The sequence below is a fragment of the Deinococcus cellulosilyticus NBRC 106333 = KACC 11606 genome (assembly GCF_007990775.1).
GTDB lineage: Bacteria > Deinococcota > Deinococci > Deinococcales > Deinococcaceae > Deinococcus_C > Deinococcus_C cellulosilyticus.
This window is the reverse complement of the sequence record NZ_BJXB01000003.1, coordinates 242,616-268,564: the sequence shown is the minus strand read 5'-3', so window position 1 is coordinate 268,564 and position 25,949 is coordinate 242,616. Positions and strand designations below refer to the sequence as shown.

Sequence of the window (25,949 nt, the reverse complement as noted above, 5' to 3'; positions counted from 1 at the left end):
GGAGGGGCTGTCATATCTCAGAGAGGACTCTCCCTTTATGCTTGAAACATGATTCAACTGGTGGAGGGTCTGGCGCTCAACCTGTGCATTGTGATCACGGCGACCTACCTCTTCAGCCTCACGTACACCCACTGGAGGCGGGAGACGGACCGCAAACTGATCCTGATGCGGGCGGCCATTGCTGCGGCCAGTTCCCTCTTCCTGACCTCGCAGGCGGTGCCCCTCAGCAACGGAGCCATGCTGGACCTCCGAATCCTCCCCCTGGCCCTGATCACCCTGCGTTACGGCATGTGGTACGGGCTCTTTGCCATCATGCTGGTGTTTTTCGCAAGGGGGCAATTCTGGCACCAGTTCACCAACCAGGACGTGGCCATCCTGATCTGTTATGTGATTGCCTGCGTCTACCGCTACTATTCCACCATTGAATCTGAAGAGGTGCCTTTCAGGTCCTACCTGTATGCACCTGTGGTCATCTTCAGTGGCCTGTTGATCTACATGTTCAACCAGAAAAGCTGGGACCCCAGCATCCTGCCTTCTCTGGGCCTGCTGTACCTCACCAACGTGCTGGGCTTCATGGCTGCAAGCCGCATCATTCACCGCCATGTGCAGTACCTGAAGCTCACCGATGGCCTCAAGGAAGAAACCCTGATTGACCCCCTCACCCGGGTGTTCAACCGCAGGCAGTTTGAACTGGACAAACCCGGAATGCGCGAAGGGGACGCCATTGTGGTCATCGACATCGACGACTTCAAGAAAGTGAATGACACCTACGGTCATGCTGTGGGTGACCAAGTGCTGCAGGAGCTTGCCAGACGTCTGGTGCTCACCGTTCGCCACAGCGACCGGGTGTACCGTCTGGGAGGAGAAGAATTCGCAGTGTACCTGAGCCGCTGCCCGGAAGAGTACATGAACACCATTGCAGAGCGCATCAAGGAACGGATTTTCAGTGAACGCTTCAACACCGTGGGCCGGGTCAGCGTGAGTGGAGGTCTGGTGCGCCTCAGTGCAGAACAGAGCATCGACGCCGCTTTTGAGCAGGCCGACCAGTACCTGTATCAGGCGAAAAAGTCGGGCAAGAACAGGATCATCACTTCTTTATAAGTTGACAGTTCACAGCAGACGCGGAACAGCAAAACCCCCTCCAGAAACTGGAGGGGGACATGTAGGGGTGGGCCGCTGACTCACCCGAGATTGGGGTTATTTCCGGGGCTGGGGGTACCCTTCTGCGGCCAGCACAGCCTTGGCCACATGGCGGCGCAGGCGGATGGTGTTGATGGGGTCGTGCTTGGTGAGGCGTTTGATGACAGCCAGACTGGTGCGCAGGTCGTCGCCAGAAGCGATCATTTCGATGGCTTCACGGGCGAGGGTTGCGGATTTCTCGGCAGCAGACCAGGTGTAGAGCTGGGTCATTTCGGCCTGCAGTTCGGGGTTGCCGAGTTTGCGGGTGCGCAGCAGGGCAGATTCGGCTGCGAAGGTCAGCATGGCGATGTCTGCAACGCGGGCCAGAATTTCCTGTCGGCTTTCGACTTCCAGGCCGTACTTCATGGCGGCGGTTCCGGCGACCATCAGGGCCAGTTTCTTGAGGTTCTTGATGGTGATTTCTTCTTGCACCAGCACGCCCTCTTCAACTTCATCGAAGCTGGGTTCGAGCAGTTCGGATTGCAGTTTCTGGGCGGCCTGCATGAGGGGGATTTCACCCTTCATGGCCCGTTTCAGCAGCATGCCAGGGACCAGCAGGCGGTTGATTTCGTTGGTGCCTTCGAAGATGCGGTTGATGCGGCTGTCGCGGTAGGCCTGCTCAATGGGGTACTCGGAGCTGTAGCCGTAACCCCCGTGGATCTGCACCCCTTCATCCACTGCGAAGTCGAGGAGTTCAGACCCGAGGACTTTCAGCATGGAGGCTTCCACAGCGTACTCTTCCACAGCCTTGAGTTTGTCCATGCCGCCTTCCACAGCGGTGTCGATCAGGCCCATGACGCGGTACAGGGCGGATTCCACAGCGTAGGTGCGCAGGGCAATTTCGGCCAGTTTTTCCTGGATCATCCCGAAGTTGGCGATGGGCTGGTTGAACTGGTGGCGTTCCAGGGCGTATTTGGTGGAGACCTTCAGGGCGTGTTTGGCACCGCCGACCCCACCTGCGGCGAGCTTGTAACGGCCCACATTGAGGATGTTGAAGGCGATTTTTGCACCCTGTCCAACCTGTCCGAGCAGGTTTTCGACGGGCACTTTCACGTTGTCCAGGATCACCTGACGGGTGGAGGAGGATTTGATGCCCATCTTGTGCTCTTCTGCACCGAGGGACACCCCTTCGAAGGCGCGTTCCACCAGGAAGGCACTGAACTTGTTGCCCTCATCGGTTTTGACCTGGGCGAACACGGTGAAAATGTCGGCAAATCCAGCGTTGGAGATCCACATTTTGGTGCCGTTCAGCACATAGTGACTTCCGTCCTCGGAGAGCACAGCGGTGGTTTTGGCGGCCTGGGCATCACTGCCGCTTCCGGGCTCGGTGAGGGCGTAGGCAGCGACCATCTCTGCACTGGCCAGTTTGGTCAGGTATTTGGCTTTCTGCTCGGGGGTGCCGAAGTACACGGTGGGGAGGCTCCCGATGGACTGGTGGGCACCGTAGGTCACGCTGAAACCACCGGTCTGGGCCAGACGCTCGGCGATCACGGCACTGACGGCTTTGGGCAGGTCGAGACCATCAAACTCTTCGGGCACTTCCACGGCGGTGAGGCCGAGGGCTCCGGCTTTCTGCAGGAGGTCGCGGTTGAGGCCCTCGACCTTGTCTTCGAGGTCCTTCATGCGGGGCATCACATCTTTGTCGATGAAAGCCTGGGTGGTGTCGGCAATCTGTTTGATGATGTCGTCAAAATCTTCGGGGGTGTAAATGTTCTGGGGTTCGCTGTCCTGGATCAGGAACATGCCGCCTTTGAAAAGCTTGTGCTGGGTCGCTGTCATGTGAGGTCCTCCACGTTGGGTTGAATGTCCCTATTATATATACTCAGTACAAATTTGTACAGAGTTTAGCAGCAGGGTCAGGGAATTGCTGGATTCGCGATCAGCAAAATCCCCCAAATCAAGCAAGACCCTCAGCTGGAAAAAAGCTGAAAAGCCAGAACACCCAGAACCAGAAAATGCAACACCCCAATGGCCCAGAACACCATCTGAAAAGGCTGCTTGCGGGTCTTGTGGCGGTAAACTTGCTGGGCCATGAGGGCTCCAAACCAGCCGAAAAGCAATTCCAGGGTGTGCAAAGTCTGCTCAGGGATGCGGTGCCTGCCCAGCCTTGCGCGGCGTTTGTCCTCTCCGTAAACCAGAAAAGCGACAAATCCCATCAGGACATAAAGGAGAGCGGCAAAAAGAACAATGTTCATGGGGTTCATTTGAAACATACCTGCACCAGTATATGGATTCAAGCTGACTTTCCCATGACATCCCGATTTTCCCTTATGCTCAGGCCATGACACCCCGCATTTCAGAGCTCTGTGCTCTCCTGCAGGAGGCCAACTTTGACCCCTGGGAATCCGTCAGCAGTGTGCTGCACCTGACTGGCCCCAGAGCAGAACGCCTGAAAGCCCACATTCTGGAAACCAAACAGAATGACTGGAAGCTGATCGGGAGTGTGGTCCAGGTGCCCCTGCCACCAGCGGACCTGGCTTCCATGCTCGAGTACGAGTTGCAAGTTCTCAGAAACCTTGAGGACAGCAGTCTTGACCTGCCCTTGCAGTATTGTGACCGGGAAATGACCGTGGCAGGCATGATCCGGCTGTCTGCACGTCACAGTGTCTGGCACGCAGGTCAGATGGCATTAAAACATCTGGATTGATGCTCAGTGGTCGGGGTCGTCCTGAGAGGTGCGGATGGGAATCAGCACAGAAGGTCTGGTGTGGGTCAGTTCAGCCTGGTCAAAGGAGCGCAAGATGGCGATCAGAATCAGCAGGATCACCACCAGAACAGCAAAGAGTACCATCACCTCATCCATGACCTCAGTGTAGGAAACGTTTCGATTCATGGCATCCGCAAAAAGTTGTAGCTGAAGCCAGGATGAATAAATACGCTTAAAACGATCAGAATTTTGGTGTCTGACACACACTTTATCACCTTCTGGCTCGTGCTTTCTTTCACCTTCATGCGTGGCCCTGCAGAATCCGTTACCATGATCCCAGTCATGACTCAGGTTCTTCCCATCGGCATGGTCCTCGGCACCGAAGAAGCCACTCCCCTGCAGTTCTGGTTCTGGGTGGAACCCGGTTCCAGCGTGCAACTCGACGATCTGGTCACCCTGAAGACCACCAAGCCGGATGGCACCAGGGTCACCTACTTCGGTGTGGTGGATCAGGTGCGCAAACTCCACGAAGGGGTCTCTTTTGAATCCGATGTGCGGGACGTGCAGGCGGGCATCCTGCCTGTGAACACCTCTTATACAGCACACGTTCTGGTCACCCGCGTGGACCCTGAAGAATTCATTCCGCCCCACCCTGGCGACGAGGTTTACCTTGCCCTTGATGAGGAGCTCGAAAAAGCCCTCTACCAGGACCGCATGGAGTCCCGTCTGCCTGCAGGCATCCTGCGCAACGGTGAACCGGTGCATTTCAATTTCGACTTCCTGAACGGTGCCTCTGGTGCCCACGTCAACATCAGTGGGGTGTCCGGTGTGGCCACCAAGACCAGTTACGCCCTGTTTCTGCTGTACAGCATCTTCAACTCCCAGGCCCTGGGGGTGGACCGGGCCAACAGCAAGGCCGTGATCTTCAACGTCAAAGGGGAAGACCTGTTCTTCCTGGACCAGGAAAACAGCAAACTGGACGAAAAAGAAAACCGGGTGGCCCAGGCCTCAGGCCGTCGCAAAGACAGATACGCCCTGTGTCGCCTTCCGAAACGGCCCTTCAGCGATGTGCAGTTCCTTGCTCCTCCCAAAGCAGGTGGAGATGCCATCATCCCAGATGTGGAGCAGCGCAAATCGGGCGTCACACCTTACATGTGGACGATTCGCGAGTTCTGCCAGAAACGCCTCCTCCCCTACTGCTTTGCAGACAAGGACAGCAGCCTGAACCTCAAGTTCCTGATCGGGCAGATCGAGGAGAAACTGTACCGTCTGGTGTCAGGAGACAGCAGCAGCACCCCTTACATCTCAGTGGAAGACTGGAGCCTCGATGACCACCAGCAGGCCATCGAACTCGAACTCGATTTTGACACCCTCGGAAAGACCCGCATCACCACCTTCCCGCAACTGGTCAGTTACATCGAATACAAGCTGCTGGAGCAGAATGAGGGCAACGGCGATGCCAGATGGGTGGGCAAACAGAATGTGGGCACGTTGCAGGCCTTCATCCGCAGGCTCAAAGGGGTGCAGAAGTACCTCTCCAGCCTGATTCGCGGGAACCTCACGGCAAAAGAAGCCGAGAAATACCGTGCCGATGTGCTGCGCCAGGGGGTGCAGCTCAGCGTGGTGGACATCCACAGCCTGGATGCCCACGCGCAGATGTTCGTGGTGGGGGTCATCCTCAAGGAGCTCTTCGAGAAGAAAGAAAAACAGGGCCGCAAGCCTTATGTTTTCGTGGTTCTGGATGAATTGAACAAGTATGCACCAAGAGAAGGCGAAAGCCCCATCAAGGACGTGCTGCTCGACATTGCCGAGCGTGGACGCTCGCTGGGCATCATCCTGATCGGTGCGCAGCAGACGGCTTCTGAGGTGGAGCGCCGCATCACCTCCAACGCAGCGATCCGCATTGTGGGCCGTCTGGACCCGGCAGAATCCGAAAGGCCCGAGTACCGTTTCCTGCCGTCCACCTACCGCATGCGGGCCAGCATTCTGCAGCCCGGAACCATGATCATCCAGCAACCCGAAGTGCCCACTCCGGTGATGGTGACCTTCCCCTTCCCTGCCTGGGCCACAAGGCTGGATGAGATGGTGGTCGCCCAGGACGACCAGAGCGCGGAAGACTGGCTGGCCTGACCTTTTTCTGAACCTCCCTCAGGCGAGGAACCTTCCCTCGCCTGAGCAATTTTTGAAACCTGCAAATGGAGTTTGATCAACAGACCCCAGCTTCCTGCAGGGATACAATGCATCCCATCTGATCAACACACCGGCCCACAGGCCAGGCCCTTGAAGGGAGCCCTGGCAAGGTCCAGACTGGTGTGACAGGAGCGTGAATGATTCTAGAGGACACCCTGAGGGAAACCATCGAACGCAGGTCCGTGCGCGCCGTTGCCCGGGTGGGCAGTTACGACGGACCGCACCCCTGGGCAGGGAGCATCCCGCAACTGCTGGTGGTGGACCGCAAGGTCAGCGAAGCCACCCGTGAATTGCGTGGCGGCGTGGTTTTTCACCTGTTTCCCTACGACGTGCTGGAACTTGGTGGATTTCCAACAGGCCTGCTGGCCGAAGCCCGCATTGAATACGATCCCACGCGCCTGCTGCACAGACAGCAAAACAGCATGGCGACCATGGATGCTGGCCTCCTGAAAGAGCAGGCCCAAAAGATTCTGAAAGACCTTCCCCTGAACAGGCAGGCCGACCTGATTCATGCCCTGCTGGTGTCCCGTGAAGTGTTTCTGTCACATGTGGTCCCGCTGCACATGCCGCCAGAGCAGATGTTCCTGAGTGAATGCCGCTATCCCGAATACCTGCAAAACCGTCTGAGCCTGAGTTCCCCGAGAATTCTTGGGGCTCTGGATGAACTGTTTGCCCTCAGACATCCTGAGGAAGCACCTGCCCTGCTTGCTGCAACCCGGGGCCTGAGCCTCACCCAGCAGGAGAAACGCGCAAGGATCGCCGTGGAGGCAGGTTTCAGGCAGGGCAGCATCTTCTATCTGCGACAAGAAAGCGTGAAAGTGCACCGGGAGGCCCTCAAACAGTGGACCCACCTCCCTGCCACCCGCAGAGAACGGCTCAGCCAGTTGTGGGGTCTGGAACATGCTCCGCTGGGCTGGGTGGCGGTCAATCTGGTGCGTGAGTTGCTGTGACAAGGAGCGTTCAGCAGTCAGCGGTCAGCGATCAGCAAAAGATGATCCTGAACTGTGGCAGCCAGAACAAGGGATTGGGCTTGTTGCAAAAAAGTTCGTTGTTCTTCAGGCTGTTGATGTCGCTCCGGTCTGCCCAAAAGCTGACAGCTGATGGCTGATGGCTCTTGAAGGCGACATTGCCTCCCAGCGAGCCTGACCTGGTGCTGTAAGCCGGAATAAGATTCCTGTCGTGTCTTCCGTGAAATACTGGGGCCATGACGATGCAGGATCGCAAATTGAAGCATCTGGAAGCCTGCCTGCGGGAAGATTCGCAGTACCAGACCGTCAAGACCGGTCTGGAGCAGGTGTCCTGGCCCTACCGGGCACTGCCGGAATTGAATTTAAACGATGTGGACCTGCGATGCACTTTCATGGGGAAACCGCTGAGTGCGCCCCTCCTCATCGGGGCCATGACCGGGGGCACCGAACATGCTGCCCGCATCAACCGCAATCTGGCCCTCGCTGCCCAGGAACTCGGCATCGGCATGATGCTCGGGTCACAGCGGGTGATGCTGGAGCACCCAGAGGCGAGTTACAGCTTCCAGGTGCGGGAACATGCCCCGGACATCCTGCTGATCGGAAACCTGGGGGTGGCCCAGTTTGTGAAGGGCTACACCACCTCGCACATCATCAAGGCCATCGGTGCAGTGAAGGCAGACGGTCTGGCCCTGCACACCAACCCCTTGCAGGAAGCGATGCAGACCGGAGGGGACACGAATTTCCAGGGCATCACTGAAGTCATGGAGACCCTGGTGAAAAAAAGCTGGTTCCCGATCCTGCTCAAGGAGGTCGGGCATGGCATTGGTCGCACCACTGCCGAGCAGATCCGTCACATTCCTTTTGCTGCCATTGACGTGGCAGGGGCAGGGGGAACAAGCTGGGCACGGGTAGAGGATCTGGTGGCAAACGGGCAGATCACCCAGCCTGATCTGGGAGAGGTGGGCATCCCCACCGCAAAGGCCCTCACAGAAACCCGCGAAGTTCTGCCCCACATGCCCCTGATTGCCTCTGGGGGCATCCGGTCCGGGCTGGATGTGGCAAAGTGCCTGATGCTGGGAGCCCAGGTGTGCGCAATTGCCAGACCACTGGTGCAACCCGCACTGAAAGGGCCAGATGCTGTCCTGATGTACCTGCTCAAAATCATCCAGCAACTGAAAACAGCCCTCTTTGTGGCCGGGATTCCCCATGTGGGAGAACTGACCCAGTTGGAACCCCCCGCCCCTCCTCCACCCCCGAGTTATCTGGTGGATGACTGAAACAGCTGAGGCGGATTTCCATGCAAAATCGGGAATTGCTGATGTTGTGGGCGATCAGCGGTCAGCCATCAGCAAAAGATCACCCGGTGCGCTTGCGCCAGGCAACAGAGGCGCAAGCTGTGTTGGACAGGTCTGCTTCTCTACTTGATACCCTCAGCACGCAAGAGCTTTTGAGCTGACAGCTGACCACTGATGGCTGACGGCTCTTCCCAGCACCAGAGCAGCGACTTTATCCTTCCCTCCCTTTAGAATGTTCCCCATGAACCACAATTTCTGGCTCAATGAACTGGGAACCCTTGAAGCAGGCATTTTAAGTGACCTCCACCAGCACTGGGTGGAGAAACCTGAGTTCAAACCCCATGCAGGGGCCGATTCCCTGCTGGCCCTGGTGCGCAGGCTGTGTGCCCTGCCCGAGGCTTACGCCCTCATGCTCAGTGGTGCTTCTGATGAGGATGTCCTCAGGACCGCCCAGGGAGATCAGGACGCCCACACCCCAGAAGCCCTGGCAAAGTACCTGCAGGTGGGTTTGCTGGCGTTCAGGAGTGCTTTCCTGCGCCTGCCCGAAATCGACATGAAGACCCGCGAACTGAGAAATGCCCTGGGTGAACCCAAAACCGCTGTGGCCCTGACCATGGAACTGATCAACCGCATGCATGCCCTGAGGGCTGAACTCGGGCTCTACCTGAAACTGGCGTGATCCATCGGGGGTGAGCCAGCGGCCCACCCCTACACCAAAACCTGAACACCAAAACCTGCATCCAAAAAACGCCCCCCACCAGTTTGCTGGTGGGGTTCTAGACAGTGGAGAATTTCGAAGGTTAACGACGACGCTTGCTGCGCACTGGAACGTAGACTTTTTCGGGTTCTTGTGTGGGTGAGCTTGTCGAAGCGACCACCACCACACCCAGCAGGAGAATCAACAGAACAGCTTCGAGCACAGATGCTCACCTCCTATGTGTCTCTCAGTCTAAAGAGAGTCTCTGACAGTTTCCTGAACTTCGGTTAAGGATTCCTTACTTTAAAAACCCTTCACCCTGCAGAACGCTGTTACGCCTCGATGGGTGGCGTGTACTCATGCTCAGGCACGTAGCGGTACATGCGGCCTGCAAGCAGCACGGTGATCAGGAATGCTCCCAGACCCAGCAGAATCATGCGTCCCACATAGAGCATGTAGTTGCTGTCGTAGGCCCCGAAGAGGAAGGCCCTGAGGGCTTTGACCAGGTCCGTGATGGGCAGATACTGGTGAAGTTTCTGGAAGAGTTCAGGGGCCAGTTCCACCGGGTAGGCACCCCCAGCAGAGGCAAGTTGCAGCACCAGCAGGATCATGGCGAACATGCGCCCTGCGTCTCCGAGCACCATGATCAGCAGGATGATGATGCCGAACATGCTCATGCTTCCGAGCAGCAACAGCCCATAGAAGGTGGCCGGGTTGGGCACAGCCAGTTTGAGCCCCAGGCGCATGGTGAGGGCCAGAAGCAGGCCCTGGATCACCACAGCAATGAAAGGCAGGGTGCTCTTTGCCAGGACTTTGGGAAAACGGCTGGTGTCCCGCACGTTCTCGGGCAGCACCCGCAGCCTGAAGATGAAACTGGTCAGGAGGGCACCCATCCACAGAGACAGGGACATGAAATAGGGAGCGAAGGCACTGCCATTGTTGCCCACCTTGTTGACCGTCTTCTCCTGCACCTCAAAAGAAACAGCAAGGAATTCCGCTCTGGCATCAGGTTTTTCAACATCAGGAATTTTGCTGGCGAGTTCTTTTGCACCATCAGCCAGTTTCTTTGCTCCAGCAAGAAGGTCGGTGTTGCCGTCTTTCACCTGATCTGCGCCGTCTTTCAGCTGTGCCAGACCACTGGACAGTTCTGCTGTTCTGTCACGCAGGGTTTTGATGCCACTGTTCAGTTTGCTCAGGTCGCCACTTCTGGGGGTCTTGCTGTCCATGAGTTTCAGGGCGTCCGTGATCTGCTGCATGCCACCGGTCAGGCTGGAAACCCCACTGCTGAGGCTGGTTGCCCCTTTGCTCAGGTCATTTGATCCTTTTTCAAGCTGGGTCAGAGGAGCATCCAGAGGGTTCTTTTCTGGCACCTGGGCAGCCATTTTCTGCAGTCCCTCTGCAAGTTGCTGGGCACTGGTGCTGAGCTGGGTGAGGGGAGCATCCAGGGGGTTCTGTTCGGGGGTTCTGGTGGCCATCTGTGCGAGCCCTGCAGCAAGTTGCTGGGCACTTCCAGTCGCCTGGGTGATGGAGGGGCTGAGGGGTGTCCCACTGGCCTGACTGGAAATCTGTTTCAGGCCTTTTGAAAGCTGGTCTGCACCTTTCGCAGATTGCTGGATGGGTTCATACAGCGGATTTTCAGGGATCACCTGATCTGACATCTGCTTCAGGGCAACAGCAAGTTGCCCTGCTCCTTTTGCAGACTGCTGCATGGGGGCATAGAGAGGGTAATCGGCAGTGACTGAATCAGACATCTGCTTGATGCTGGAGGCCAGTTTGCTGTTGCCTTCTTTGACCTGCGCTGCTCCAGATTCCAGGGCTTTGAGTTTGCTCTGGTCGGGGGTTTTGCTGGCGAGGGTGTGGATGCCACTGCTCAACTGCCCCACGCCAGAAGTCAGCTTCGTGACGCCATTTGTGATGGTGTTGGCCCCTTCAGTGAGGGCTTTGCTTCCATTGCTGGCTTTTGCCAGTCCTGAGTCCAGTTTGTCTGTGCCATTCAGGAGCTTGCGAGTGCCATCTTCCAGCTCTTTTGCACCATCTGCCAGTTTTGAAGCTGCATCTTTGAGCTTTTTGATGTCATCGGCACTGGTTCCGAGTTTTTTGAGGGTGGTCTCCCAGCGCTTCTCACTGAGTTTGTTGTTCAGTTCACTGGCAAGTTCATTCGTGAAGCGTTTGCCGAGGGTGGCCGCCAGGTAACTGGAGCCCTCCGAGACGGTGACATTCAGGTCGGCCTGGGCTCTTCCGGCAATGGCCCGGTCACTGAGGTCTGCAGGGAGTTCCACCATGAAGTAGATGTCTCCCTTTTCGACTGCCGCCTGCGCTTCTGCAGTGGTCCGGTATTCCCTGAACTTGAAGGGGGGATCTTTGCGAATCTCTTCCAGGGTGTCTTCCCCAAGGTTGTACTTTTCCCCTTCAAAGACGGTGCCCCGGTCCAGATTCACGATTCCGGCAGGCAGGTTCTTGGTCTGGGCATACGGGTCCCAGACGCTCGAAAGGTAGGTTGCACTGTAAATGGTGGGAATGATGGAAATCAGGACCATTGCAGCATAGAGTTTTTTCTCCTTGCCGAACAGTTTCAGCTCCTCTTTCAGCACCCTCCGGTAGTCAGATCCGAACTTCCTGAACATCACTCACCTTCCAGCACTTCACGAAATTTCTGTTTCAGAATGTCGGTGAGGATTTTTTCGGGAATCACAGCGATGCCACCAAACAGGCTGGACACCACCAGCATCTTGTCTCCGGGGTGAATACCGAATTTTTCACGGGCTTCCTGTGGGATGGCAATCTGGCCTCTTTCTCCCACGGTCACGGTTCCAAAAAATTGCACTTCCAGGTCACTCATGGACTCAGTCTAAAATTGTTGCTGGTACATGTCAATCATATTGGTATGATTGGTATGCATCTGCACGGGTAACAGTGGGAGGCCGAGAGCCGAGAGCCGAGAGCCGAGAGCAAGGTAGGTTCCACACAGGCTGGTGTCAAAAGAGTGTTCTAACACCTCAGGGGAATGTTTACTTCAAAAACAGCATCAATGCAGGAAAGAGCGTGGAAAGCGAAAGCCTCAGATTCACAAGCCGCCCTCGGCTCTCGGCCCCTGGTCCCCGGCTTCCAGCTTGTGAATCAAGGCACGAATTTTAGATCTAAAAAGTGTTAAGCTGTCACCATGAAGTTCATCCGCGACCCCGAGCTCATCCCCATCGCTGAAAAAGTGGAAGCGGGACAGAGGCTGACCTTTGAAGAGGGGCTCAAGCTCTACCACACCCCGGACCTCAACACCCTTGCCCGCCTTGCCAATCTGGTCCGGGAACGCAAATTCGGGGACAAGACCTACTACGTGCACTCCCTGCGCCTGTCCCAGACCAACATCTGCTATGTCGGATGCACCTTCTGTGGCTTCGCTGCCCACATGAATGAAGAACGCGCCTGGGACTGGGAAATCGACGATGTCCTGAAGTTTGTCCGGGACCGTTACCAGCCCGGACTCACCGAGATCCACATCTCCAGCGGTCACCACCCCAGGAAACCCTGGAGTTACTACCTGGAACTGGTGCGCGCCCTGAAAGACAACTTCCCTGGCGTGCAGGTGAAAGCCTGGACTGCAGCCGAAATCTGGCACTTCACCAAGATTGCCAAACTGTCCGTGCGGGAAGTCCTGACCCAGCTCAAAGAAGCCGGTCTGGACGCCATGCCCGGAGGGGGTGCAGAAATCTTCGCCGAGCGGGTCCGCAAGCAGATTGCCCGGGCCAAGGTGAACGCCGACAACTGGCTGGATGTGCACCGCACCGCCCACCAGATCGGACTGCACACCAACGCCACCATGCTGTACGGCCACATCGAAACCCTGGCAGAACGCCTGGACCACATGCACCGCCTGCGTGACCTGCAGGATGAAACCGGAGGCTTCTACAGCTTCATCCCTCTGGCCTTCCAGCCCATGAACAACAGCCTGGCCATGAACCTCGGGAAGACCGACTACACCACCGGGCTCGATGACCTGCGAAACCTGGCTGTGGCCCGCGTGTACCTGGACAACTTTGACCACATCAAAGGGTACTGGATTCAGATCTCTCCCGAACTCACCCAGGTCTCACTGGACTGGGGGGTCACGGACATCGATGGCACCATCATCGAGGAAAAGATCTCGCATGCCGCTGGAGCCACTTCCGAAGTGGGCACCACCGAGGAGTCCCTCAGGAACCTGATCCTCAGGGCCGGACGCACTCCTGTGCTCAGGGACGCCCTGTACAACGAGTTGAAGATCTTCCCTGGCAGCGCTGCGGATTGATCGCATTGAGGTTGTAGGGGCGATGTTGTTCTTTTGCTGACACCGAGAGATTTGTAGGGGCGGGCCGTCGGCTCGCCCTTTCCATGGCTGGTTTTCTCCAGAAATAGGAGCATTAAAGATGTCCAAACCCTACCGAATCGGGCTGATCGACTTTGCCAACGTCGCCCCCATCAACGAATACCTGCCCGAGTCTGATCAGTACGAGATTCATCGGGGTGTGCCCACAGAAATGAACCGGCAATTGCTTGCGGGCGAGATTGATCTGGCGAACATCAGCAGTTTTGAGTTCCTGCAGAACGCAGACCTGCTGAGTGCCCTGCCAGATTTCAGTGTCAGTGTGCTGGGTCCGGTGTACAGCGTGAACCTGTTTCACAACATGCCCTGGGAAGCACTGCAGGGGCAGAAAATTGCCCTGACCACCCAGAGCGCAACCAGTGTCAAGCTTCTGGAGGTGCTGCTGAAACTCAGTGGCATTGAGGCTGTGCTGGAACGGAATGAAGGCACCGTGCAGGAACTGCTGGATGCAGGTTATGCAGGGGTGCTGAAAATTGGAGACAATGCCCTCAGAGAGTGGTATCAGCTGTGTGGTCCACTGGAACCTTATGCCTCGGTGTGGGACATTCCCAGTGGCAGAGGGAACATTCAGGTCACGGACCTGAGCATGCGCTGGTACGACCATTTTGGTCTGCCTTTCGCTTTTGCCGTCTGGGCTTACCGCACTCCCCCACCTCCTGAACTGGTGCAGAACTTGCGCAAAGCCCGCAGAACGGGTCTGGGTGAGCTTGCTCTGGTGGCTGAACGCAATGCCAGAAAGCTGGGTCTGCCTGAGTTCATTGTGCAGCATTACCTGTGGAACTTCAGGTATCACCTGGAAAAACCTGACCGTTCGGGCCTCCTCAAGTTTGCTGAACTGGTGGGTGTGTCCGGGTCCAGCCTGCGTTTTTCAGAGTAGATTTCAAAGTTCTGGAGGAGGTGCCGCTGCCAGGCTTGCACCTCCTCCAGATCATATATATGATAAATCATGTATCACGCAATTGTGCGCTCCATCATCAGAACTGCTTTTCGAACCCTCAGCCAGGGAAAAAACGCTGATCTCAACAGAATTCTTCAGCTGTTCTCGTCAAAGGCAATGTTTTCTTTTTCTGGAGACCATGCTCTGGGAGGCCAGCGTCAGGGCACCACTGACATCCGAAAGTGGTTTGAACGTTTCCAGCGCATCTTCCCAGCAATCCACTTCAAAGTGGACAGGATTCTGGTCAGTGGATGGCCCTGGAACACACTGGTGACCACTTTTTTCACAGTGCAGGCTCCTCTGCCAGATGGTTGGACCTACCAGAATGAAGGGCTTCAGGTCCTCAGGATCTGCTGGGGCAAAATCACCGAAGACCACCTGTTTGAGGACACTTCCAGGCTGCAAGATGCCCTGAGTTGCCTGGAAAAACATGGCCTGCAAGAAGCGGGAATGCCGCCTCTTTAACCCTCAGAGCTGAATTTCTGGCTGTCATGCACGCCATAATCCATCTGGTACACCTTCTTGAGGGCTTTGATGTCCTCAGATTCGGTGTTCCCAAAGGTGGAAACCCCCTCAAAGGCATGTAAAACAATGTCCTCTAATAGCTCTCCGAGGGTCATGTCCTGTGCCTCTGCAAGGGCTTTGAGCACCTTGACCATGCGTTTCTCCATCTTGACTCCGAGCTGAACCCGCTCTATTGTAATTTGATCTGCCATGCTTTCTCCTTGTGTACATTTTTACATATGTAGACAGATAACACCAGGAGCACAGATTGCCGAGGGTCGAGGGAAAAATAGCAGAAGGCAGAAGGCAAATGAGCTTCAGCCAGAGCAATCTTGCTGACGGCTGATGGCTGAATGCTGACGGCTCTAAGCATGCTGGCTGCCTCCCCTATGTTTTTTGGCTTAAACCTTCGTCACAACAATTACAATTGCCCCATGGAAGCGCTACCCATTGACGTGCAGAATCTGAAAAAAATCTTTGCCATTCCCAGAAAAGAGCCAGGACTGATGGGAGCGGTGAAGGGCCTGTTTAAACCCGAATACCAATACAAAACAGCGGTGAATGACCTCAGTTTTCAGGTGAGAAAGGGAGAAGTGGTCGGGTACATCGGGGTGAACGGTGCAGGCAAGAGCACCACCATCAAGATCCTGACCGGCATTCTGGCCCCTTCTGGTGGGCAGGTGCGCATCCTTGGCCGGGACCCCTTCAAGAACCGTGTTGCCAATGCCCGGGACATCGGGGTGGTCTTTGGACAGCGCACACAACTGTGGTGGGACCTTGCCCTGGTGGAATCCCTTCGTCTGATTGCCCGCATGTATGACGTGCCAGACAGCCGCTACAAGACCCTGCTGGAAGAATTCTCTGAGACCCTGGAACTCGATGAACTCCTCTCAAAACCTGTGCGCACCATGTCTCTGGGCCAGAAGATGCGGGCAGAACTCGCTGCGACCCTGATTCACGAACCCAGAATTGTGTATCTGGATGAGCCGACCATCGGCCTGGACATCATGGCCAAGCAGAGGATTCGGGATTTCATCAAGAGGCAGAGCCAGGAGCGGGATGTGAGTGTGCTCCTCACCACCCACGACCTTGGAGACATTGAGGAACTGTGCCAGCGGATCATCATCATCGACAACGGGCAGATCATCTATGATGGTCAGCTCTCCACCATCAAGAACCACTTCGGGACGCACCGCATCATCACCTTCGAGACTGCTGAAACCCTGAACACCTCCAGACTGCTTCTTCCCAGAGGGGCTGAACTCCTGTCTGCAGAAGGTCAGAAACTGACCCTGAAATTCAACCGCAGTGAGGCCAGTGCCAGTCAGGTGGCCGCACACATCATGCAGCAAACAGACGTGCAGGATTTTCAGTTGCAGGAACCGGACCTCACCTCAATCATCTCCCAGATCTATCAGGGGGCTTTGCAAAGGGAAAAGGTGGGGGCATGAATGCTGTCCTGAACCGCCTGGGGGTGTACTGGGATGTGGGCATGATCCAGGCCAAATCCCGCATGGCCTACACGGCCTGGTTCTGGGCCAGCCTTTTTGTGCAGACGGTGGGTCTGCTGGTGATGGTGTATTTCTGGAGTGCCGTTTATGAAAACCAGGACAGCATTAAAGGCCAGAGCGTCCAGCAGACGCTGAATTACATCATGCTGGCCCGCATGCTTTCTGGACTGACTGGATCGGGCATCATCCAGCGTTTTGGGCAACTGCTGAACCGGGGAGAACTGGCGATTGAACTCTTGAGGCCTGTGGATTTTCAATTTCAGAACCTCGCTCAGGCTTTAAACCGCTGGTTCACGGACCTGCTGATGCGCTGGCAACTGTGGGTGATCGCCATTGTGTTCTTTCATCTGCAACTGCCCACTGAGCCACTGGCTTATGTTTACTTCCTGATTTCGCTGGTGCTGGGCTGCATCATCGTGTTCTTTTTTGAGTGGATGATCGCCTGCATCGTGTTCGTGACCACCGAATCCTGGGGCCTGAATGTGTTGAAAGAAGGGGTGGCGTCGTTCTTAAGTGGTGCCCTGATTCCGCTGACCCTGATGCCCGACTGGCTCAGGACGGTGGCAGAGTTTACGCCATTCAGCAAGGCGGTTTTTGTCCCAGCTTCCTTCCTGAGTGGGCTCACTCCGGTTTCGGATGGACCCAGGATGCTGCTGGAACTCGTGTTGTGGGTTGTGGGCCTGTGCCTGCTTTCCAGATTCATTTTCGCAAAGATGGTCAAACACGCGACCATTCAGGGAGGCTGACATGGCCAGTTACACCCGCATGTACTTCGATCTGCTCGCACAGAACATCAAAACCAAACTGGAATACCGGGTAAATTTCTTCATCGGAGGCATCAGCACCCTGGCCGGACAGGTGGCAGGCCTCCTGACCCTCTGGGTGGTGATGGAAACCATCCCGACCCTGAAAGGCTGGACCCTGCACCAGTTGCTCTTGATTTATGGGTTGCTGGTCCTGTCCAAATCTCTGAACCACATGTTTGCAGACAACCTGTGGCGACTGGGCTGGGCCTACATCCGCACCGGAGACTTTGACCGTTACCTGGTGCGCCCGGTGAATCCCCTCTTTCACCTGATCGCAGACCGCTTCTGTGAAGATGGCATCGGGAATTTCGTGGTGGGTCTGGGTCTGTTGATCTACAGCAGCATTGCACTGGACATTCCCTGGACCTTTTTCAACGTCCTGTACACCTTGCTGATGGTCCTGAGTGGAGGTCTGGTGTTCTTCGGCATCAACCTGATCACCGCAAGCCTGTCTTTCTGGATGACCGATTCCCTGCCCCTGATGTGGGGGGTGTTCGAGACGCACGAATTCGCCAAATACCCCCTGAAGATCTATCACACCAGCGTCAATGTGATTTTCACCTGGATTCTGCCCTTCGGAATTGCGTCATATTACCCTGCCAGTTATCTTCTAGGTCATCCGGTGGGGTGGCTCGCCTGGATTGCTCCTCTGGTGGCCCTGGTTCTGGTTCTTGTGGGGTATGGAGTCTGGAAAACGGGACTGAGCAGGTACACGGGGGCGGGAAGTTAATCCACAGTCTTCGCCAGCCCGAGCCTCAGCAAATACCGCTGCCCATTTTTCTTGCCCCTGTACCTGAGCCACAGGTTCTGCAATTCCATCCTGAGGGCCAGGGCCTCATCCGGAGTCAGGTGGATTTCGGTCCAGTTTGACCACTGGGCACCGGGCAAATCCGGGGCTTCCTGATCAGGTCCGATGCTTGAGGTCACATCAAAATCCCCATGGTGGTCTCTGCGAATCAGAACACCCCAGGTTTTTTCGGGGGTTTCGAGGTGCAGGGCCACCTTCAGCAGACCCTCGATGAAACGCTCCTGCCAGGGCTTCTCCCCTTTCAGGTAAGCGGCCTGCATGGTTTCAAAAGGGGTCAGGGAGAAAGGCACATAGAAGGCATCTGCAACAGAGGCGTACCAGAAGATGGCTTTCCCTGCTCTGGGCACTTCACGGACCACCTGAATCAGGCCCAAGTCCAGCATTCTTTTTGTGTGGTGGTGCATCAGGCTGATGGAGATGCCCAGTTCCTCTGCTGCCCCTTTGACGGTATTTTCCTGGCCCAGGAAAGGCCTGATCCGCTCCCTCTTGATGGGGTCCATCAGGAAGGCCGCCACCATTGGATTCTCGACCTGCAAGCTGTTCAAATTTTCAGGCTCCTTTTTGAACAGTATAGATTCAGACTTGGAACCATGACCACCAGACACCAGTTGATGCAGTTCTCCGGCGATCAGGTCCAGCTTTCAGGCACCCTTGTGCTTCCAGAAATCCCTGGAACATACCCTGCAGTGATCTGTGTGCATGGGTCAGGGCCGGAACCCAGAGCCTGGTCTCTGGATGTGGCAGAGCAGTTTGCAGAACATGGAATTGCAGCCCTGGTCTATGACAAACGGGGCACAGGCGAATCTTCAGGAGACTGGACCTCTGCCTCCTATCACACCCTGGCAAAGGACGTTCTGGGAGGGGTGGCAGCCCTGAGAAACCATCCTGAGGTCTCCAGTGTGGGCCTCAGAGGGGTCAGTCAGGGCGGATGGGTGGCCCCTCTTGCGGCCTCCATGTCACAGGAAGTGGATTTTCTGGTCATGGTCTCCCCTGCTGTGATGAGTCCAGCAGAGCAGGAACTGTACCGGGTGGAAACCCAGATGCGCAGGGCAGGTGAATCCGAAGAGGACATTCAGGAAGCTCTGGCGATCTACCGGATTTTCAACAGGGCTGCAAGACTGGACCGGGACCTGCTCCCCATCATGAGGCTGTATGACCTGCTCGCCGTCAAAAAATACATGTCTTTTGGTGAACAGTTGCCTCCAGAGCCTGTCCTCCTGAACATCTTCAAACAGTGGCAGGAGGTGCTGGACCTCGACATTTTGCCTGTGCTGAGGGGTCTGAACATCCCAGTGCTTGCCCTTTTTGGAGACAGGGACACTTTCGTGCCTGTGCAGAAAAGCAGTGAAAACCTGCGCTCTGCCCTGAAAGCAAGCCCTGATCTGACCGTCTTGCATTTTGAAAACGGCACCCACTTCATGACAGACGACACCTCGGGAGAGAAAATTCCCGAGGCATCTGAAAAAACCATCCAGTGGATTCTGCAGCGTGCTCAGCCTGCATCAATGCCGATGGTTTCGCGGGCATAACGGCCCCAGTCTGGCTGTGTCCCGTCCAGATCGGTGAATCCATATTCCTGATAGAGGTTCCAGGTGGCGTAACGGCCACCGTTTTTGCTGGAGATGTTCGGATCTGAAGCCAGGGCCACCACTGCACGGGCCAGATAATAAGGGGTCTCAGAGACAATGAAGTGGGGTTCTTTCTGGACCGCATCCCGCCAGTTCTCCTCGGTCACTCCGAAGTGGTCCAGCATGGCCTCGGAACGCAGAAACCCGGGCGTCAGGGCAAAGGCAGTGATGCCATGCTTAGAAAGCTCCTGGGACTGGGCAAAGGCCAGACGGTTCACCGAAACCTTCGCCAGATCGTAAAACAGGCTGTGGCGGTAGGCTTCCGTGATCCCATCGGTGATCTCAATGATCAGGCCCGATCCCTGCTGGATCATCATGGGGGCAGCGTAATGACTGGTGATGATGTGGCTTTTCACCGCATTGTCCAGCAGCCTGAGCCCTTTTTCCAGGTCATGCTCCCAGAAAGGCACCCACTGGGCCAGGTGGTCCCCTCCCCAGATGTCATTGATCAGGATGTCCAGCCTTCCAGATTCCTGCTGGATGCGCTCCATCAGGCTTTTCACCTGCACTGGATCGGTGTGGTCCACCTGCACGGCGTAAGCTTTTCCTCCGTGCTGCTCGATGATGTCTACCGTATCATCAATGGTCTCTCGACGCCCGATCTCAGAGGTGTGCTGCCTTGTGGTGCGGCCTGTGGCGTACACGGTGGCTCCCGCTTTGCCCAGCTCAACGGCAATGGCTCTGCCTGCGCCGCGTGTGGCTCCGGTGACCAGGGCGATCTTTCCGTTCAGGTTTGACATGTGTTCCCTCCTTGTGGGTTTGATGGGCATTGGGCGAATCAGGGAGTCAACAGTTGACCGATTTCAGTTCACAGCAGGATTCATGGAGGCATGCCACATCCATGTTCTGTAAGACCATCTGCTCTGGATCTCTCAGAATGGTTGGATCTGATCGCTGTGAACTGTGTACTGTGAACTTTTGAACCCTTACAGGCGTTCGTATTCGATGGGATCATTGGTGCCCAGGTCCACACCCAACGTTCGGAAAGCATCCAGCAGATGCTGCCGTTTGATGGCACTGAAGGTGATCACGTGGGCCAGAATCCCCCGGAAGGTAAAGGTCTCTGGTGGCGTGCAAACGGCATCCACAAACTCCACGTTCCACTCCCCTTTTTCCTTGATGGTCCGGGCAAAGTCCAGAAAGGTCGTGAAGGACTTTTGTGTTCTGCATTTGAGATCTGCAACTGTGGTGGGAGCATTTTCTGCGAAAGCGTCTCCATGCAGGGCCGCAAGCCAGACCTCCTTGTCGGAAATCAGGCTGTCCAGCATCTCACGCACACTGCGGGCCATCTGGTGGTAAGGGGCGACGTGCATCAGGCCCACAGGCTGATCCAGTTGTGCATCAGAGAGCTTTTCGGCGGCTTCCAGCATCCTCCTGGTCAGCCAGAAGTCATGCTGAAACAGCAGGTCGATGAGGTCCAGACTGATCATCTCTTTGCGCAGGGTGTTGGGTGCATAGTGGATGCCATTGGGGGTGGGCAACCAGAAACTGGGGGTGGCCGTGCTCCGGTACGCTGTGGGTGTGACCTGAAACGCCTTCCTGAAGGCACGGGTGAAGGCTTCCAGTGATCCGTATCCAGCATCCAGAGCAATGCTGGTGATGCTCTGGTCGGTTCTGGAAAGCATGTATGCAGCCCTTTCCAGGGTGAGCCTCTTGCGGAACTCCTTTGGGGTCTCCTGGTAGCTCTGCTCGAACAGGCGAATGCTGTGCTCCGGGGTGGCCTGCACTGCTTTCGCAAGTTCAGACACTTTGCGATCCTGGCCAAGGTCACTCGAGAGGAGTCTCAGCAGGACTTCGACCCTGTTCTGGAAACTGGAAGAGACACCGGACTGCATGCATCCATGTTACCTGCCCACCTGACCTGTGATCTGATCAAAATTGATGTGGGATGCCCATGGTTTTCTGGCCACAGCAATCAGTGCAGGCCCCTCCGGTTCAAAGGGCCGCTGGTCAAAATCCCCATGGAACTTCAGGTCTGTGTACCCTGTCTGGATCAGCCATTTCTTCAATTCTTCAAAAGTCAGAGGGTAAAGCAACGTGGTTTCTTCTCCAACGAGTTGACCGTTCTGCGTCAGTGTACCAATGAAAACAATGCGGTCTCCCAGTGGGGCATATTTGCGCTGGAAACTGATTTTTTCTCTCTGCAACAGCGGAAGAGTCCTCACCTCTTCTTTGAGCACCCGATCATAATTGACCGTCTGCAAGATCAACGTTCCACCTGGCCTGAGGAGATCCAGGGTCTGCTTCAAAAACCCACGGATTTCCTCAGGGCCATCAAGGTGAACCAGGGTGTTTCCCACACAATAAATGCTGTCATAGGGACCAGAAAACAGACCTTTCAGGTCCCTCATGTCTCCCAGCGTCATTCGAGCATTGGGCGTCTCCTGCAGCTTGAAGTGTGCCTGTTCCAGCATGTCTGGTGAGGACTCCAGCCCATCGATGTGGTCCAGCCCAGGTGCAAGTTTCTGCATCAGGGTTCCTGTCCCTGCACCCACATCCAGTACCCGTCCTTTCAACAGTGGCCTCAGGAATTGCACCTGATTTTCCGAACCTGGAAAAAGCCGGTCATACACAACGCTGAGTCTGGAGTAAAAGCTCATGTGTTCATTTTCAAACTTCTGGAAGGTCACGGCCATGACCTGGGTCAAAGGGCAATCAGGGATTGCGGATCTGGGATCTGCCAGGCAACTTGGGGAGAGGCTGAGCCAGCAGCCCGGCCCTAAATCTGCCTTCTGCCTTCTGCCTTCTGCCTTCTACCCTGGGCTCTCGGCCTTTCCCATGACCCAGGTCAAGGCGTCCTACAGGGTTTTTCCCTTATGGTGTTCTGGCAGGATCTGGGGTTTGATGGTGAAGAATGACACTGTTTTTCCAGCTGCTGGCTGTAGTGGCCATGAGAAGATGAACTTTTCCCGTGGTTTTGCCGTACTTCTGACCAGTGGGCCTCTCACTGCCCACTAAGCATTGTGACTTATCTTGGGATTAAAGAAACCGTTTGGTTTACAAAATGGGGAATAGGTACTATAATAAATATAGTAATCGATGCCACCAAGGAGGGCACCATGATCTCGACCAAAACTTTTGTAGATACTGTGACTTACCGCCCCGGTGCAGTCATTCTCTATCCTGGAAAATCTGACATGCTGTACCGCGTTTCCAGCGGTCTGGTGCGCGTCCACACCATGGACGACGAAGGAAACGGCCTGACTTTGCGCTACGTTAAACCCGGAGAGTACTTCGGAGAAGAAGCCCTCTCTGGTGTGGATCGCAAATACTTCGCAGAAGCCGTGACCAACTCCAGCGTGGACGTGATCAATCCCGCCCTGCTGGGTGCTGAAGACACCGTACAGGTGACCAACCACCTCGTCAACGTGATCAACCGGGCCTACGAAAACATCTACCGTCTGGTCGGCAAGCGCCTGAGAAGCCGCATCGCCGCCGAACTGCTGGAACTCAAGGACACTGCCCTGGCCACCAAACAGGACAACGGCGAAATCCTGATCTATGCCACCCACGATGAACTCGCTGCTGCAGTGGGCTCTGTGCGTGAAACCGTCACCAAAGTGGTCGGTGAGCTCTCCAGAGAAGGGGTCATTCACGCCGGGTATGGCCGCGTGATCCTGGCCGACCTCGACGCCCTGCGCAACATCGCCGCAGAGTAATCCCATCAGCAAGACCTCCCCTTCCAACAAGAAGGGGAGGTTTCTTTTGAACACACGGACTCAGCCGAAAATCTTCTCTCTGACATTGGCAATGGCATCAGAAAGCTGTCCCTCATCCACCGGAAAGGATTGCCCGATGGTGCGGATCAGTTCAGGCAGGGAAACGGTGGCCCCCAGCTCCATGCCCTCGGTCAGCTTCTGAACGGTGGCTTCTGGCTCTTGCAGGTAGGCACTCCACACCTGCCAGGCGTACACCTGGGCCATCACGTACTCGATCATGTAGAAAGGGTACAGGTAGAGGTGCACCACACGGCTCCATCCCAGGGCAATGAAATCCTCCAGACCGGAATGATCGACATCAGGGATGTAGGCCTGCCACAGGCCAAGCCATTTTTCGTCCAGCATGTCGATGGTGAGGTCCTCTGGGGCTTCTGTGTAGAGCCAGTGCTGGAAAGCGTCATAGACCACGAGTCTGGGAAGCAGTTGCACAGATTGTTCCAGGCTGGCCTGCACAGCAGTCTGCAACTGGCCTTCGCTGTACACCCCGATTTTTGCAAGGTGCTCCAGGGGCAGCAGTTCCATGGTCATGGCCATGGTCTCGTTGAATTCCATGGGCACATTGTTGTGCCAGTAGAGGTCCTGCTTGCGGTCGGTGAGCAGGAAGTGCAGGGCATGACCTGTTTCATGGAAAAAGCCAGTCAGGTCATCATGGCGACCCATCAGGCTCATGAAGATGTGGGGGTAACCCTGCTGGTACAGAAACTCACAGAAGCCTCCCGTGCCCTTGTCAGCACGGGTTTCAATGTCAATCAGGTCAGGACGCCGGGTCCTGTAGCCATCAAAGACCCTGAACCAGTCAGCGGAGACCTCTCTCAGGGCGTTCGCTGTGAGGTCCAGCAGTTGCTGGGTGGTCTGGAAAGGTTTCAGGGACTCCCCTTCTTCCACATTCAGGTCCCAGGGGCGCAGGCTTTGCAGGCCAAGACGTTCTGCCTGCTTCTGGCGCACTGCCTTTGCCAGAGGGGTCACCTGCTGCAAGATGCCCTGCTGCAGTTTCTGGGTGTCTGCTGGTGTGTAATCGGTTCGGTTCAGTTCGGCCCAGCAGTAGGCCCGGTAATCGGAAAATCCGCCCACTTTTGCCATATGGCGGCGCTTCTGGACCAGGGTGAGGAGCAGTTCGCCAAGTTCGGTGCGGTGGGCTTTCCACATCTCGTAATAGGCCCGCCAGCCTTTCTCTCTGGTGTCCCGATTCTGGTCGAAAACCAGGGTCCAGGCTTCCTCTCCGGGCATTTCCACCCCATCGACAACAGCCATCATTTTGCCGGTGATCTCGTCGTAGGTGGCGGCCAGGGGGTCAATTTCGGCCTGAAGCTGGATCAGTTCGGGGGTGCGCACCTGTTTCTCGGTGCGGAAGTTCTTGAGCATCTGCTGGTATCTGGGCTGCTCTGGATTCACTTCCAGAAAGCGCTCTGCCAGTTTGCTGCTGTAGGCTTTCGCTTTGGGGGCCACTTCTTCGAGCAGGAAAGCATAAAACTTTTCAGTGTCTTCATCCCGGACGTTCTGCACTTTTCTGAAATAGGCATCATTGACGGTTTCCCGGACCTGTTTCTCCAGGTCGCTCCAGCGGGACACCCAGACGTCCAGGTTCTGCTGGTTCAGAGGCTCCTGAACCAGCGCCTCATAGCGCTGCACCATCTCCTGCACGTCGAATTGGTTTTGCGAAATCACGGTCATCTTCACTCCTCCGGTCATGCAGGGAACACCATGTTCTGTGCACAATCTTCTGGAGTGTAAGGACTGCCTGCACCCTCCCACATCCGCCAAGTGGCAGGGAGGTCACAGCACTTTTGGCTGATGGGTTCTGGCAGAGATGTGGTGAAACTTCAGCAGACTGCGCACATACTGACAACGGCACCCCGAATAGTGGCACAGCAGGGCTTCGGGGTTTTTCGACAGCAGCATCACCGTGACATCAATCAGCTCCTGCACGTCGTAGAGGGCCAGCACACCCGCACCCACCTTGACACTCTTCTTGTGGATCAAATGACGTTCGATGCGCTGAAATCCAGCAGAGCAATTGGGGAAATAGGTGGACTGCAGTTTTCCATCCTGGATGACATATCTGGGCAGTTCGAGCTGTCCGGCCAGGTATTCTCCGTAATGGATGGTGGTGTTGGAGGTGTGGTCCACCCCTGCAAGCAGCACCTTCCCGGCGAGGTCATACAGGGCTCCCGCAGGAGCATAAGGCTCCCGTAGGGTCTGGGCATTCAGGATGTCTTCTGCCCGCTGACCATAAGCCACAAAACTGAGGGCCGGATGGTTGCTGCGCAGCACCTCAGGATCATCCACCAACGCCTGGGGCACCTTGCCGATGTCCCGGGACACCCTGGAAAATCGGTGAAAAGACCCCATCGGACCCGGAGGATGGGGCGGCCACTCGGGGGTGCGGTAAGCCTCCGGCCAGACCAGCGTGTAATAGGTGAAGGCGGGCATCACCACAGTGGCGGTGTGGCTTTTCAGCAGTTCTGAGAGGATCTCGGCCCCTCCATGCACGTACCCGAAAGCACTGAGAGAGGCATGGGCCATGAGGTGTTCTCTGCCACTGAGCCCGAGGGCCTGCAGGGCCTGCTGAAAATCACTGGCGGTCACGGTTCGGTTGCGGCGGTGCAGGTGGAGCACCCCCTCATGGTAACACTTTGGGGTTTTACCGGATGTGGGATGGGCTGGAAAGCCGAGAGCCAAGAGCCAGGTGAATTCTGGGACTCA

General features: G+C 56.1%; 26 protein-coding genes. 14 read left to right on the top strand and 12 right to left on the bottom strand.

Translation table 11 applies throughout. The features are described from left to right. Nucleotides 1–48 precede the first annotated feature (48 nt). A complete protein-coding gene (locus DC3_RS05130; RefSeq protein ID WP_146882865.1) occupies nt 49–1,101 on the top strand; it encodes a GGDEF domain-containing protein in 1,053 nt (350 codons plus the stop codon). A gap of 96 nt (nt 1,102–1,197) precedes the next feature. Here the strand turns inward: DC3_RS05130 and DC3_RS05125 are convergent, their stop codons facing one another. Continuing rightward, nucleotides 1,198–2,958 (bottom strand): acyl-CoA dehydrogenase FadE, encoded by a 1,761-nt coding sequence (locus DC3_RS05125; RefSeq protein ID WP_146882864.1) that lies wholly within the window; start codon nt 2,956–2,958, stop codon nt 1,198–1,200. Nucleotides 2,959–3,089: 131 nt separating this feature from the next. Beyond that, the gene (locus DC3_RS05120) at nt 3,090–3,374 is read right to left on the bottom strand and encodes a DUF1294 domain-containing protein (RefSeq protein WP_222594691.1); all 285 of its coding nucleotides are present in this window, start codon (nt 3,372–3,374) and stop codon (nt 3,090–3,092) included. 86 nt (nt 3,375–3,460) lie between these two features. Here DC3_RS05120 and DC3_RS05115 point away from each other — a divergent pair, with 86 nt between their 5' ends. Then, the gene (locus tag DC3_RS05115) at nt 3,461–3,826 is read left to right on the top strand and encodes a hypothetical protein (protein ID WP_146882862.1); all 366 of its coding nucleotides are present in this window, start codon (nt 3,461–3,463) and stop codon (nt 3,824–3,826) included. 3 nt (nt 3,827–3,829) lie between these two features. Here DC3_RS05115 and DC3_RS28960 read toward each other — a convergent pair whose 3' ends face one another. Further along, nucleotides 3,830–3,982 (bottom strand): hypothetical protein, encoded by a 153-nt coding sequence (locus DC3_RS28960; protein ID WP_186815826.1) that lies wholly within the window; start codon nt 3,980–3,982, stop codon nt 3,830–3,832. Nucleotides 3,983–4,168: 186 nt separating this feature from the next. Between DC3_RS28960 and DC3_RS05110 the strand changes: the two genes are divergently transcribed. From DC3_RS05110 to DC3_RS05095, 4 genes are all read left to right on the top strand, one after another. Continuing rightward, a complete protein-coding gene (locus tag DC3_RS05110; RefSeq protein ID WP_246130554.1) occupies nt 4,169–5,956 on the top strand; it encodes an ATP-binding protein in 1,788 nt (595 codons plus the stop codon). A gap of 197 nt (nt 5,957–6,153) precedes the next feature. Further along, entirely contained in the window at nt 6,154–6,966 is an 813-nt protein-coding gene (locus tag DC3_RS05105; RefSeq protein WP_146882860.1) for a hypothetical protein, read from the top strand. 254 nt (nt 6,967–7,220) lie between these two features. Then, nucleotides 7,221–8,261 carry a type 2 isopentenyl-diphosphate Delta-isomerase gene (gene fni, locus DC3_RS05100; protein WP_146882859.1) on the top strand — a complete coding sequence of 347 codons (1,041 nt, stop codon included), beginning with the start codon at nt 7,221–7,223 and terminating at the stop codon, nt 8,259–8,261. Nucleotides 8,262–8,520: 259 nt separating this feature from the next. Beyond that, nucleotides 8,521–8,958: a hypothetical protein gene (locus tag DC3_RS05095; protein ID WP_146882858.1), complete on the top strand. Its 438-nt coding sequence runs from the start codon at nt 8,521–8,523 to the stop codon at nt 8,956–8,958. Nucleotides 8,959–9,308: 350 nt separating this feature from the next. On the opposite strand, the gene DC3_RS05090 is transcribed toward DC3_RS05095, so the two are convergent. Beyond that, nucleotides 9,309–11,600 (bottom strand): YhgE/Pip domain-containing protein, encoded by a 2,292-nt coding sequence (locus DC3_RS05090; RefSeq protein ID WP_146882857.1) that lies wholly within the window; start codon nt 11,598–11,600, stop codon nt 9,309–9,311. Next, a complete protein-coding gene (locus DC3_RS05085; RefSeq protein WP_146882856.1) occupies nt 11,600–11,815 on the bottom strand; it encodes an AbrB/MazE/SpoVT family DNA-binding domain-containing protein in 216 nt (71 codons plus the stop codon). Before DC3_RS05085 ends, DC3_RS05090 begins: the two co-directional genes overlap by 1 nt. A 321-nt stretch (nt 11,816–12,136) precedes the next feature. Here DC3_RS05085 and mqnE point away from each other — a divergent pair, with 321 nt between their 5' ends. The 3 genes from mqnE (at nt 12,137) to DC3_RS05070 (ending at nt 14,735) form a co-directional block, all read left to right on the top strand. Then, nucleotides 12,137–13,258: an aminofutalosine synthase MqnE gene (mqnE, locus tag DC3_RS05080; protein ID WP_146882855.1), complete on the top strand. Its 1,122-nt coding sequence runs from the start codon at nt 12,137–12,139 to the stop codon at nt 13,256–13,258. Nucleotides 13,259–13,376: 118 nt separating this feature from the next. Then, entirely contained in the window at nt 13,377–14,210 is an 834-nt protein-coding gene (locus tag DC3_RS05075; RefSeq protein WP_146882854.1) for a menaquinone biosynthetic enzyme MqnA/MqnD family protein, read from the top strand. Between the two features lie 69 nt (nt 14,211–14,279). Further along, nucleotides 14,280–14,735, top strand: a complete 456-nt coding sequence (locus tag DC3_RS05070) for a nuclear transport factor 2 family protein (protein WP_146882853.1) — start codon at nt 14,280–14,282, stop codon at nt 14,733–14,735. Here DC3_RS05070 and DC3_RS05065 read toward each other — a convergent pair. Further along, on the bottom strand, nt 14,732–14,986 hold the full coding sequence (locus DC3_RS05065) for a hypothetical protein (protein ID WP_146882852.1): 255 nt from the start codon (nt 14,984–14,986) through the stop codon (nt 14,732–14,734). The two genes, DC3_RS05070 and DC3_RS05065, sit on opposite strands and share 4 nt — an antisense overlap. 222 nt (nt 14,987–15,208) lie before the next feature. On the opposite strand from DC3_RS05065, the gene DC3_RS05060 reads away from it, so the two are divergent. From DC3_RS05060 to DC3_RS05050, 3 genes are read left to right on the top strand one after another with little or no spacing between them, the layout of a single operon-like run. Then, nucleotides 15,209–16,225: an ABC transporter ATP-binding protein gene (locus DC3_RS05060; protein ID WP_146882851.1), complete on the top strand. Its 1,017-nt coding sequence runs from the start codon at nt 15,209–15,211 to the stop codon at nt 16,223–16,225. Next, a complete protein-coding gene (locus DC3_RS05055) occupies nt 16,222–17,031 on the top strand; it encodes an ABC transporter permease (protein ID WP_146882850.1) in 810 nt (269 codons plus the stop codon). Before DC3_RS05060 ends, DC3_RS05055 begins: the two co-directional genes overlap by 4 nt. A gap of 1 nt (nt 17,032) precedes the next feature. Continuing rightward, nucleotides 17,033–17,821 carry an ABC transporter permease gene (locus DC3_RS05050; RefSeq protein ID WP_186815825.1) on the top strand — a complete coding sequence of 263 codons (789 nt, stop codon included), beginning with the start codon at nt 17,033–17,035 and terminating at the stop codon, nt 17,819–17,821. On the opposite strand, the gene DC3_RS28955 is transcribed toward DC3_RS05050, so the two are convergent. Next, nucleotides 17,818–18,444, bottom strand: coding sequence for a helix-turn-helix domain-containing protein (locus DC3_RS28955; protein ID WP_186815824.1), 627 nt, complete (start codon nt 18,442–18,444; stop codon nt 17,818–17,820). The two genes, DC3_RS05050 and DC3_RS28955, sit on opposite strands and share 4 nt — an antisense overlap. Nucleotides 18,445–18,489: 45 nt before the next feature. Here DC3_RS28955 and DC3_RS05040 point away from each other — a divergent pair, with 45 nt between their 5' ends. Further along, nucleotides 18,490–19,428 carry an alpha/beta hydrolase family protein gene (locus DC3_RS05040; RefSeq protein WP_186815823.1) on the top strand — a complete coding sequence of 313 codons (939 nt, stop codon included), beginning with the start codon at nt 18,490–18,492 and terminating at the stop codon, nt 19,426–19,428. Here the strand turns inward: DC3_RS05040 and DC3_RS05035 are convergent. From DC3_RS05035 to DC3_RS05025, 3 genes are all read right to left on the bottom strand, one after another. Next, on the bottom strand, nt 19,392–20,267 hold the full coding sequence (locus DC3_RS05035; protein WP_146882846.1) for an SDR family oxidoreductase: 876 nt from the start codon (nt 20,265–20,267) through the stop codon (nt 19,392–19,394). The genes DC3_RS05040 and DC3_RS05035 overlap by 37 nt on opposite strands. A 186-nt stretch (nt 20,268–20,453) precedes the next feature. Beyond that, nucleotides 20,454–21,362, bottom strand: coding sequence for a helix-turn-helix transcriptional regulator (locus tag DC3_RS05030; RefSeq protein WP_146882845.1), 909 nt, complete (start codon nt 21,360–21,362; stop codon nt 20,454–20,456). Between the two features lie 9 nt (nt 21,363–21,371). Next, a complete protein-coding gene (locus DC3_RS05025) occupies nt 21,372–22,127 on the bottom strand; it encodes a class I SAM-dependent methyltransferase (RefSeq protein ID WP_186815822.1) in 756 nt (251 codons plus the stop codon). A 459-nt stretch (nt 22,128–22,586) separates the two neighbouring features. Here DC3_RS05025 and DC3_RS05020 point away from each other — a divergent pair, with 459 nt between their 5' ends. After that, entirely contained in the window at nt 22,587–23,186 is a 600-nt protein-coding gene (locus DC3_RS05020) for a helix-turn-helix domain-containing protein (RefSeq protein ID WP_146882843.1), read from the top strand. A gap of 60 nt (nt 23,187–23,246) precedes the next feature. On the opposite strand, the gene DC3_RS05015 is transcribed toward DC3_RS05020, so the two are convergent. Both DC3_RS05015 and DC3_RS05010 read right to left on the bottom strand, forming a co-directional pair. Then, nucleotides 23,247–24,917 carry a M3 family metallopeptidase gene (locus DC3_RS05015; protein WP_186815821.1) on the bottom strand — a complete coding sequence of 557 codons (1,671 nt, stop codon included), beginning with the start codon at nt 24,915–24,917 and terminating at the stop codon, nt 23,247–23,249. 102 nt (nt 24,918–25,019) lie between these two features. Beyond that, the gene (locus DC3_RS05010; RefSeq protein WP_146882841.1) at nt 25,020–25,862 is read right to left on the bottom strand and encodes an AAC(3) family N-acetyltransferase; all 843 of its coding nucleotides are present in this window, start codon (nt 25,860–25,862) and stop codon (nt 25,020–25,022) included. Between the last annotated feature and the right edge of the window lie 87 nt (nt 25,863–25,949).

Excerpts from the sequence above, each read along its gene's own strand:
- DC3_RS05030 (WP_146882845.1), bottom strand. The coding sequence starts at position 21,362 with ATGCAGTCCGGTGTCTCTTCCAGTTTCCAGAACAGGGTCGAAGTCCTG.
- DC3_RS05065 (WP_146882852.1), bottom strand. The coding sequence starts at position 14,986 with ATGGCAGATCAAATTACAATAGAGCGGGTTCAGCTCGGAGTCAAGATG.
- DC3_RS05090 (WP_146882857.1), bottom strand. The coding sequence starts at position 11,600 with ATGTTCAGGAAGTTCGGATCTGACTACCGGAGGGTGCTGAAAGAGGAG.
- DC3_RS05105 (WP_146882860.1), top strand. The coding sequence starts at position 6,154 with ATGATTCTAGAGGACACCCTGAGGGAAACCATCGAACGCAGGTCCGTG.
- DC3_RS05050 (WP_186815825.1), top strand. The coding sequence starts at position 17,033 with ATGGCCAGTTACACCCGCATGTACTTCGATCTGCTCGCACAGAACATC.
- DC3_RS05115 (WP_146882862.1), top strand. The coding sequence starts at position 3,461 with ATGACACCCCGCATTTCAGAGCTCTGTGCTCTCCTGCAGGAGGCCAAC.
- DC3_RS05020 (WP_146882843.1), top strand. The coding sequence starts at position 22,587 with ATGATCTCGACCAAAACTTTTGTAGATACTGTGACTTACCGCCCCGGT.
- fni (WP_146882859.1), top strand. The coding sequence starts at position 7,221 with ATGACGATGCAGGATCGCAAATTGAAGCATCTGGAAGCCTGCCTGCGG.
- DC3_RS05035 (WP_146882846.1), bottom strand. The coding sequence starts at position 20,267 with ATGTCAAACCTGAACGGAAAGATCGCCCTGGTCACCGGAGCCACACGC.
- DC3_RS05025 (WP_186815822.1), bottom strand. The coding sequence starts at position 22,127 with ATGAGCTTTTACTCCAGACTCAGCGTTGTGTATGACCGGCTTTTTCCA.
- DC3_RS05085 (WP_146882856.1), bottom strand. The coding sequence starts at position 11,815 with ATGAGTGACCTGGAAGTGCAATTTTTTGGAACCGTGACCGTGGGAGAA.
- DC3_RS05130 (WP_146882865.1), top strand. The coding sequence starts at position 49 with ATGATTCAACTGGTGGAGGGTCTGGCGCTCAACCTGTGCATTGTGATC.
- DC3_RS05055 (WP_146882850.1), top strand. The coding sequence starts at position 16,222 with ATGAATGCTGTCCTGAACCGCCTGGGGGTGTACTGGGATGTGGGCATG.
- DC3_RS05095 (WP_146882858.1), top strand. The coding sequence starts at position 8,521 with ATGAACCACAATTTCTGGCTCAATGAACTGGGAACCCTTGAAGCAGGC.
- DC3_RS05125 (WP_146882864.1), bottom strand. The coding sequence starts at position 2,958 with ATGACAGCGACCCAGCACAAGCTTTTCAAAGGCGGCATGTTCCTGATC.
- DC3_RS05015 (WP_186815821.1), bottom strand. The coding sequence starts at position 24,917 with ATGACCGTGATTTCGCAAAACCAATTCGACGTGCAGGAGATGGTGCAG.
- mqnE (WP_146882855.1), top strand. The coding sequence starts at position 12,137 with ATGAAGTTCATCCGCGACCCCGAGCTCATCCCCATCGCTGAAAAAGTG.
- DC3_RS05110 (WP_246130554.1), top strand. The coding sequence starts at position 4,169 with ATGACTCAGGTTCTTCCCATCGGCATGGTCCTCGGCACCGAAGAAGCC.
- DC3_RS05075 (WP_146882854.1), top strand. The coding sequence starts at position 13,377 with ATGTCCAAACCCTACCGAATCGGGCTGATCGACTTTGCCAACGTCGCC.
- DC3_RS28960 (WP_186815826.1), bottom strand. The coding sequence starts at position 3,982 with ATGGATGAGGTGATGGTACTCTTTGCTGTTCTGGTGGTGATCCTGCTG.
- DC3_RS05070 (WP_146882853.1), top strand. The coding sequence starts at position 14,280 with ATGTATCACGCAATTGTGCGCTCCATCATCAGAACTGCTTTTCGAACC.
- DC3_RS05040 (WP_186815823.1), top strand. The coding sequence starts at position 18,490 with ATGACCACCAGACACCAGTTGATGCAGTTCTCCGGCGATCAGGTCCAG.
- DC3_RS05120 (WP_222594691.1), bottom strand. The coding sequence starts at position 3,374 with ATGAACATTGTTCTTTTTGCCGCTCTCCTTTATGTCCTGATGGGATTT.
- DC3_RS05060 (WP_146882851.1), top strand. The coding sequence starts at position 15,209 with ATGGAAGCGCTACCCATTGACGTGCAGAATCTGAAAAAAATCTTTGCC.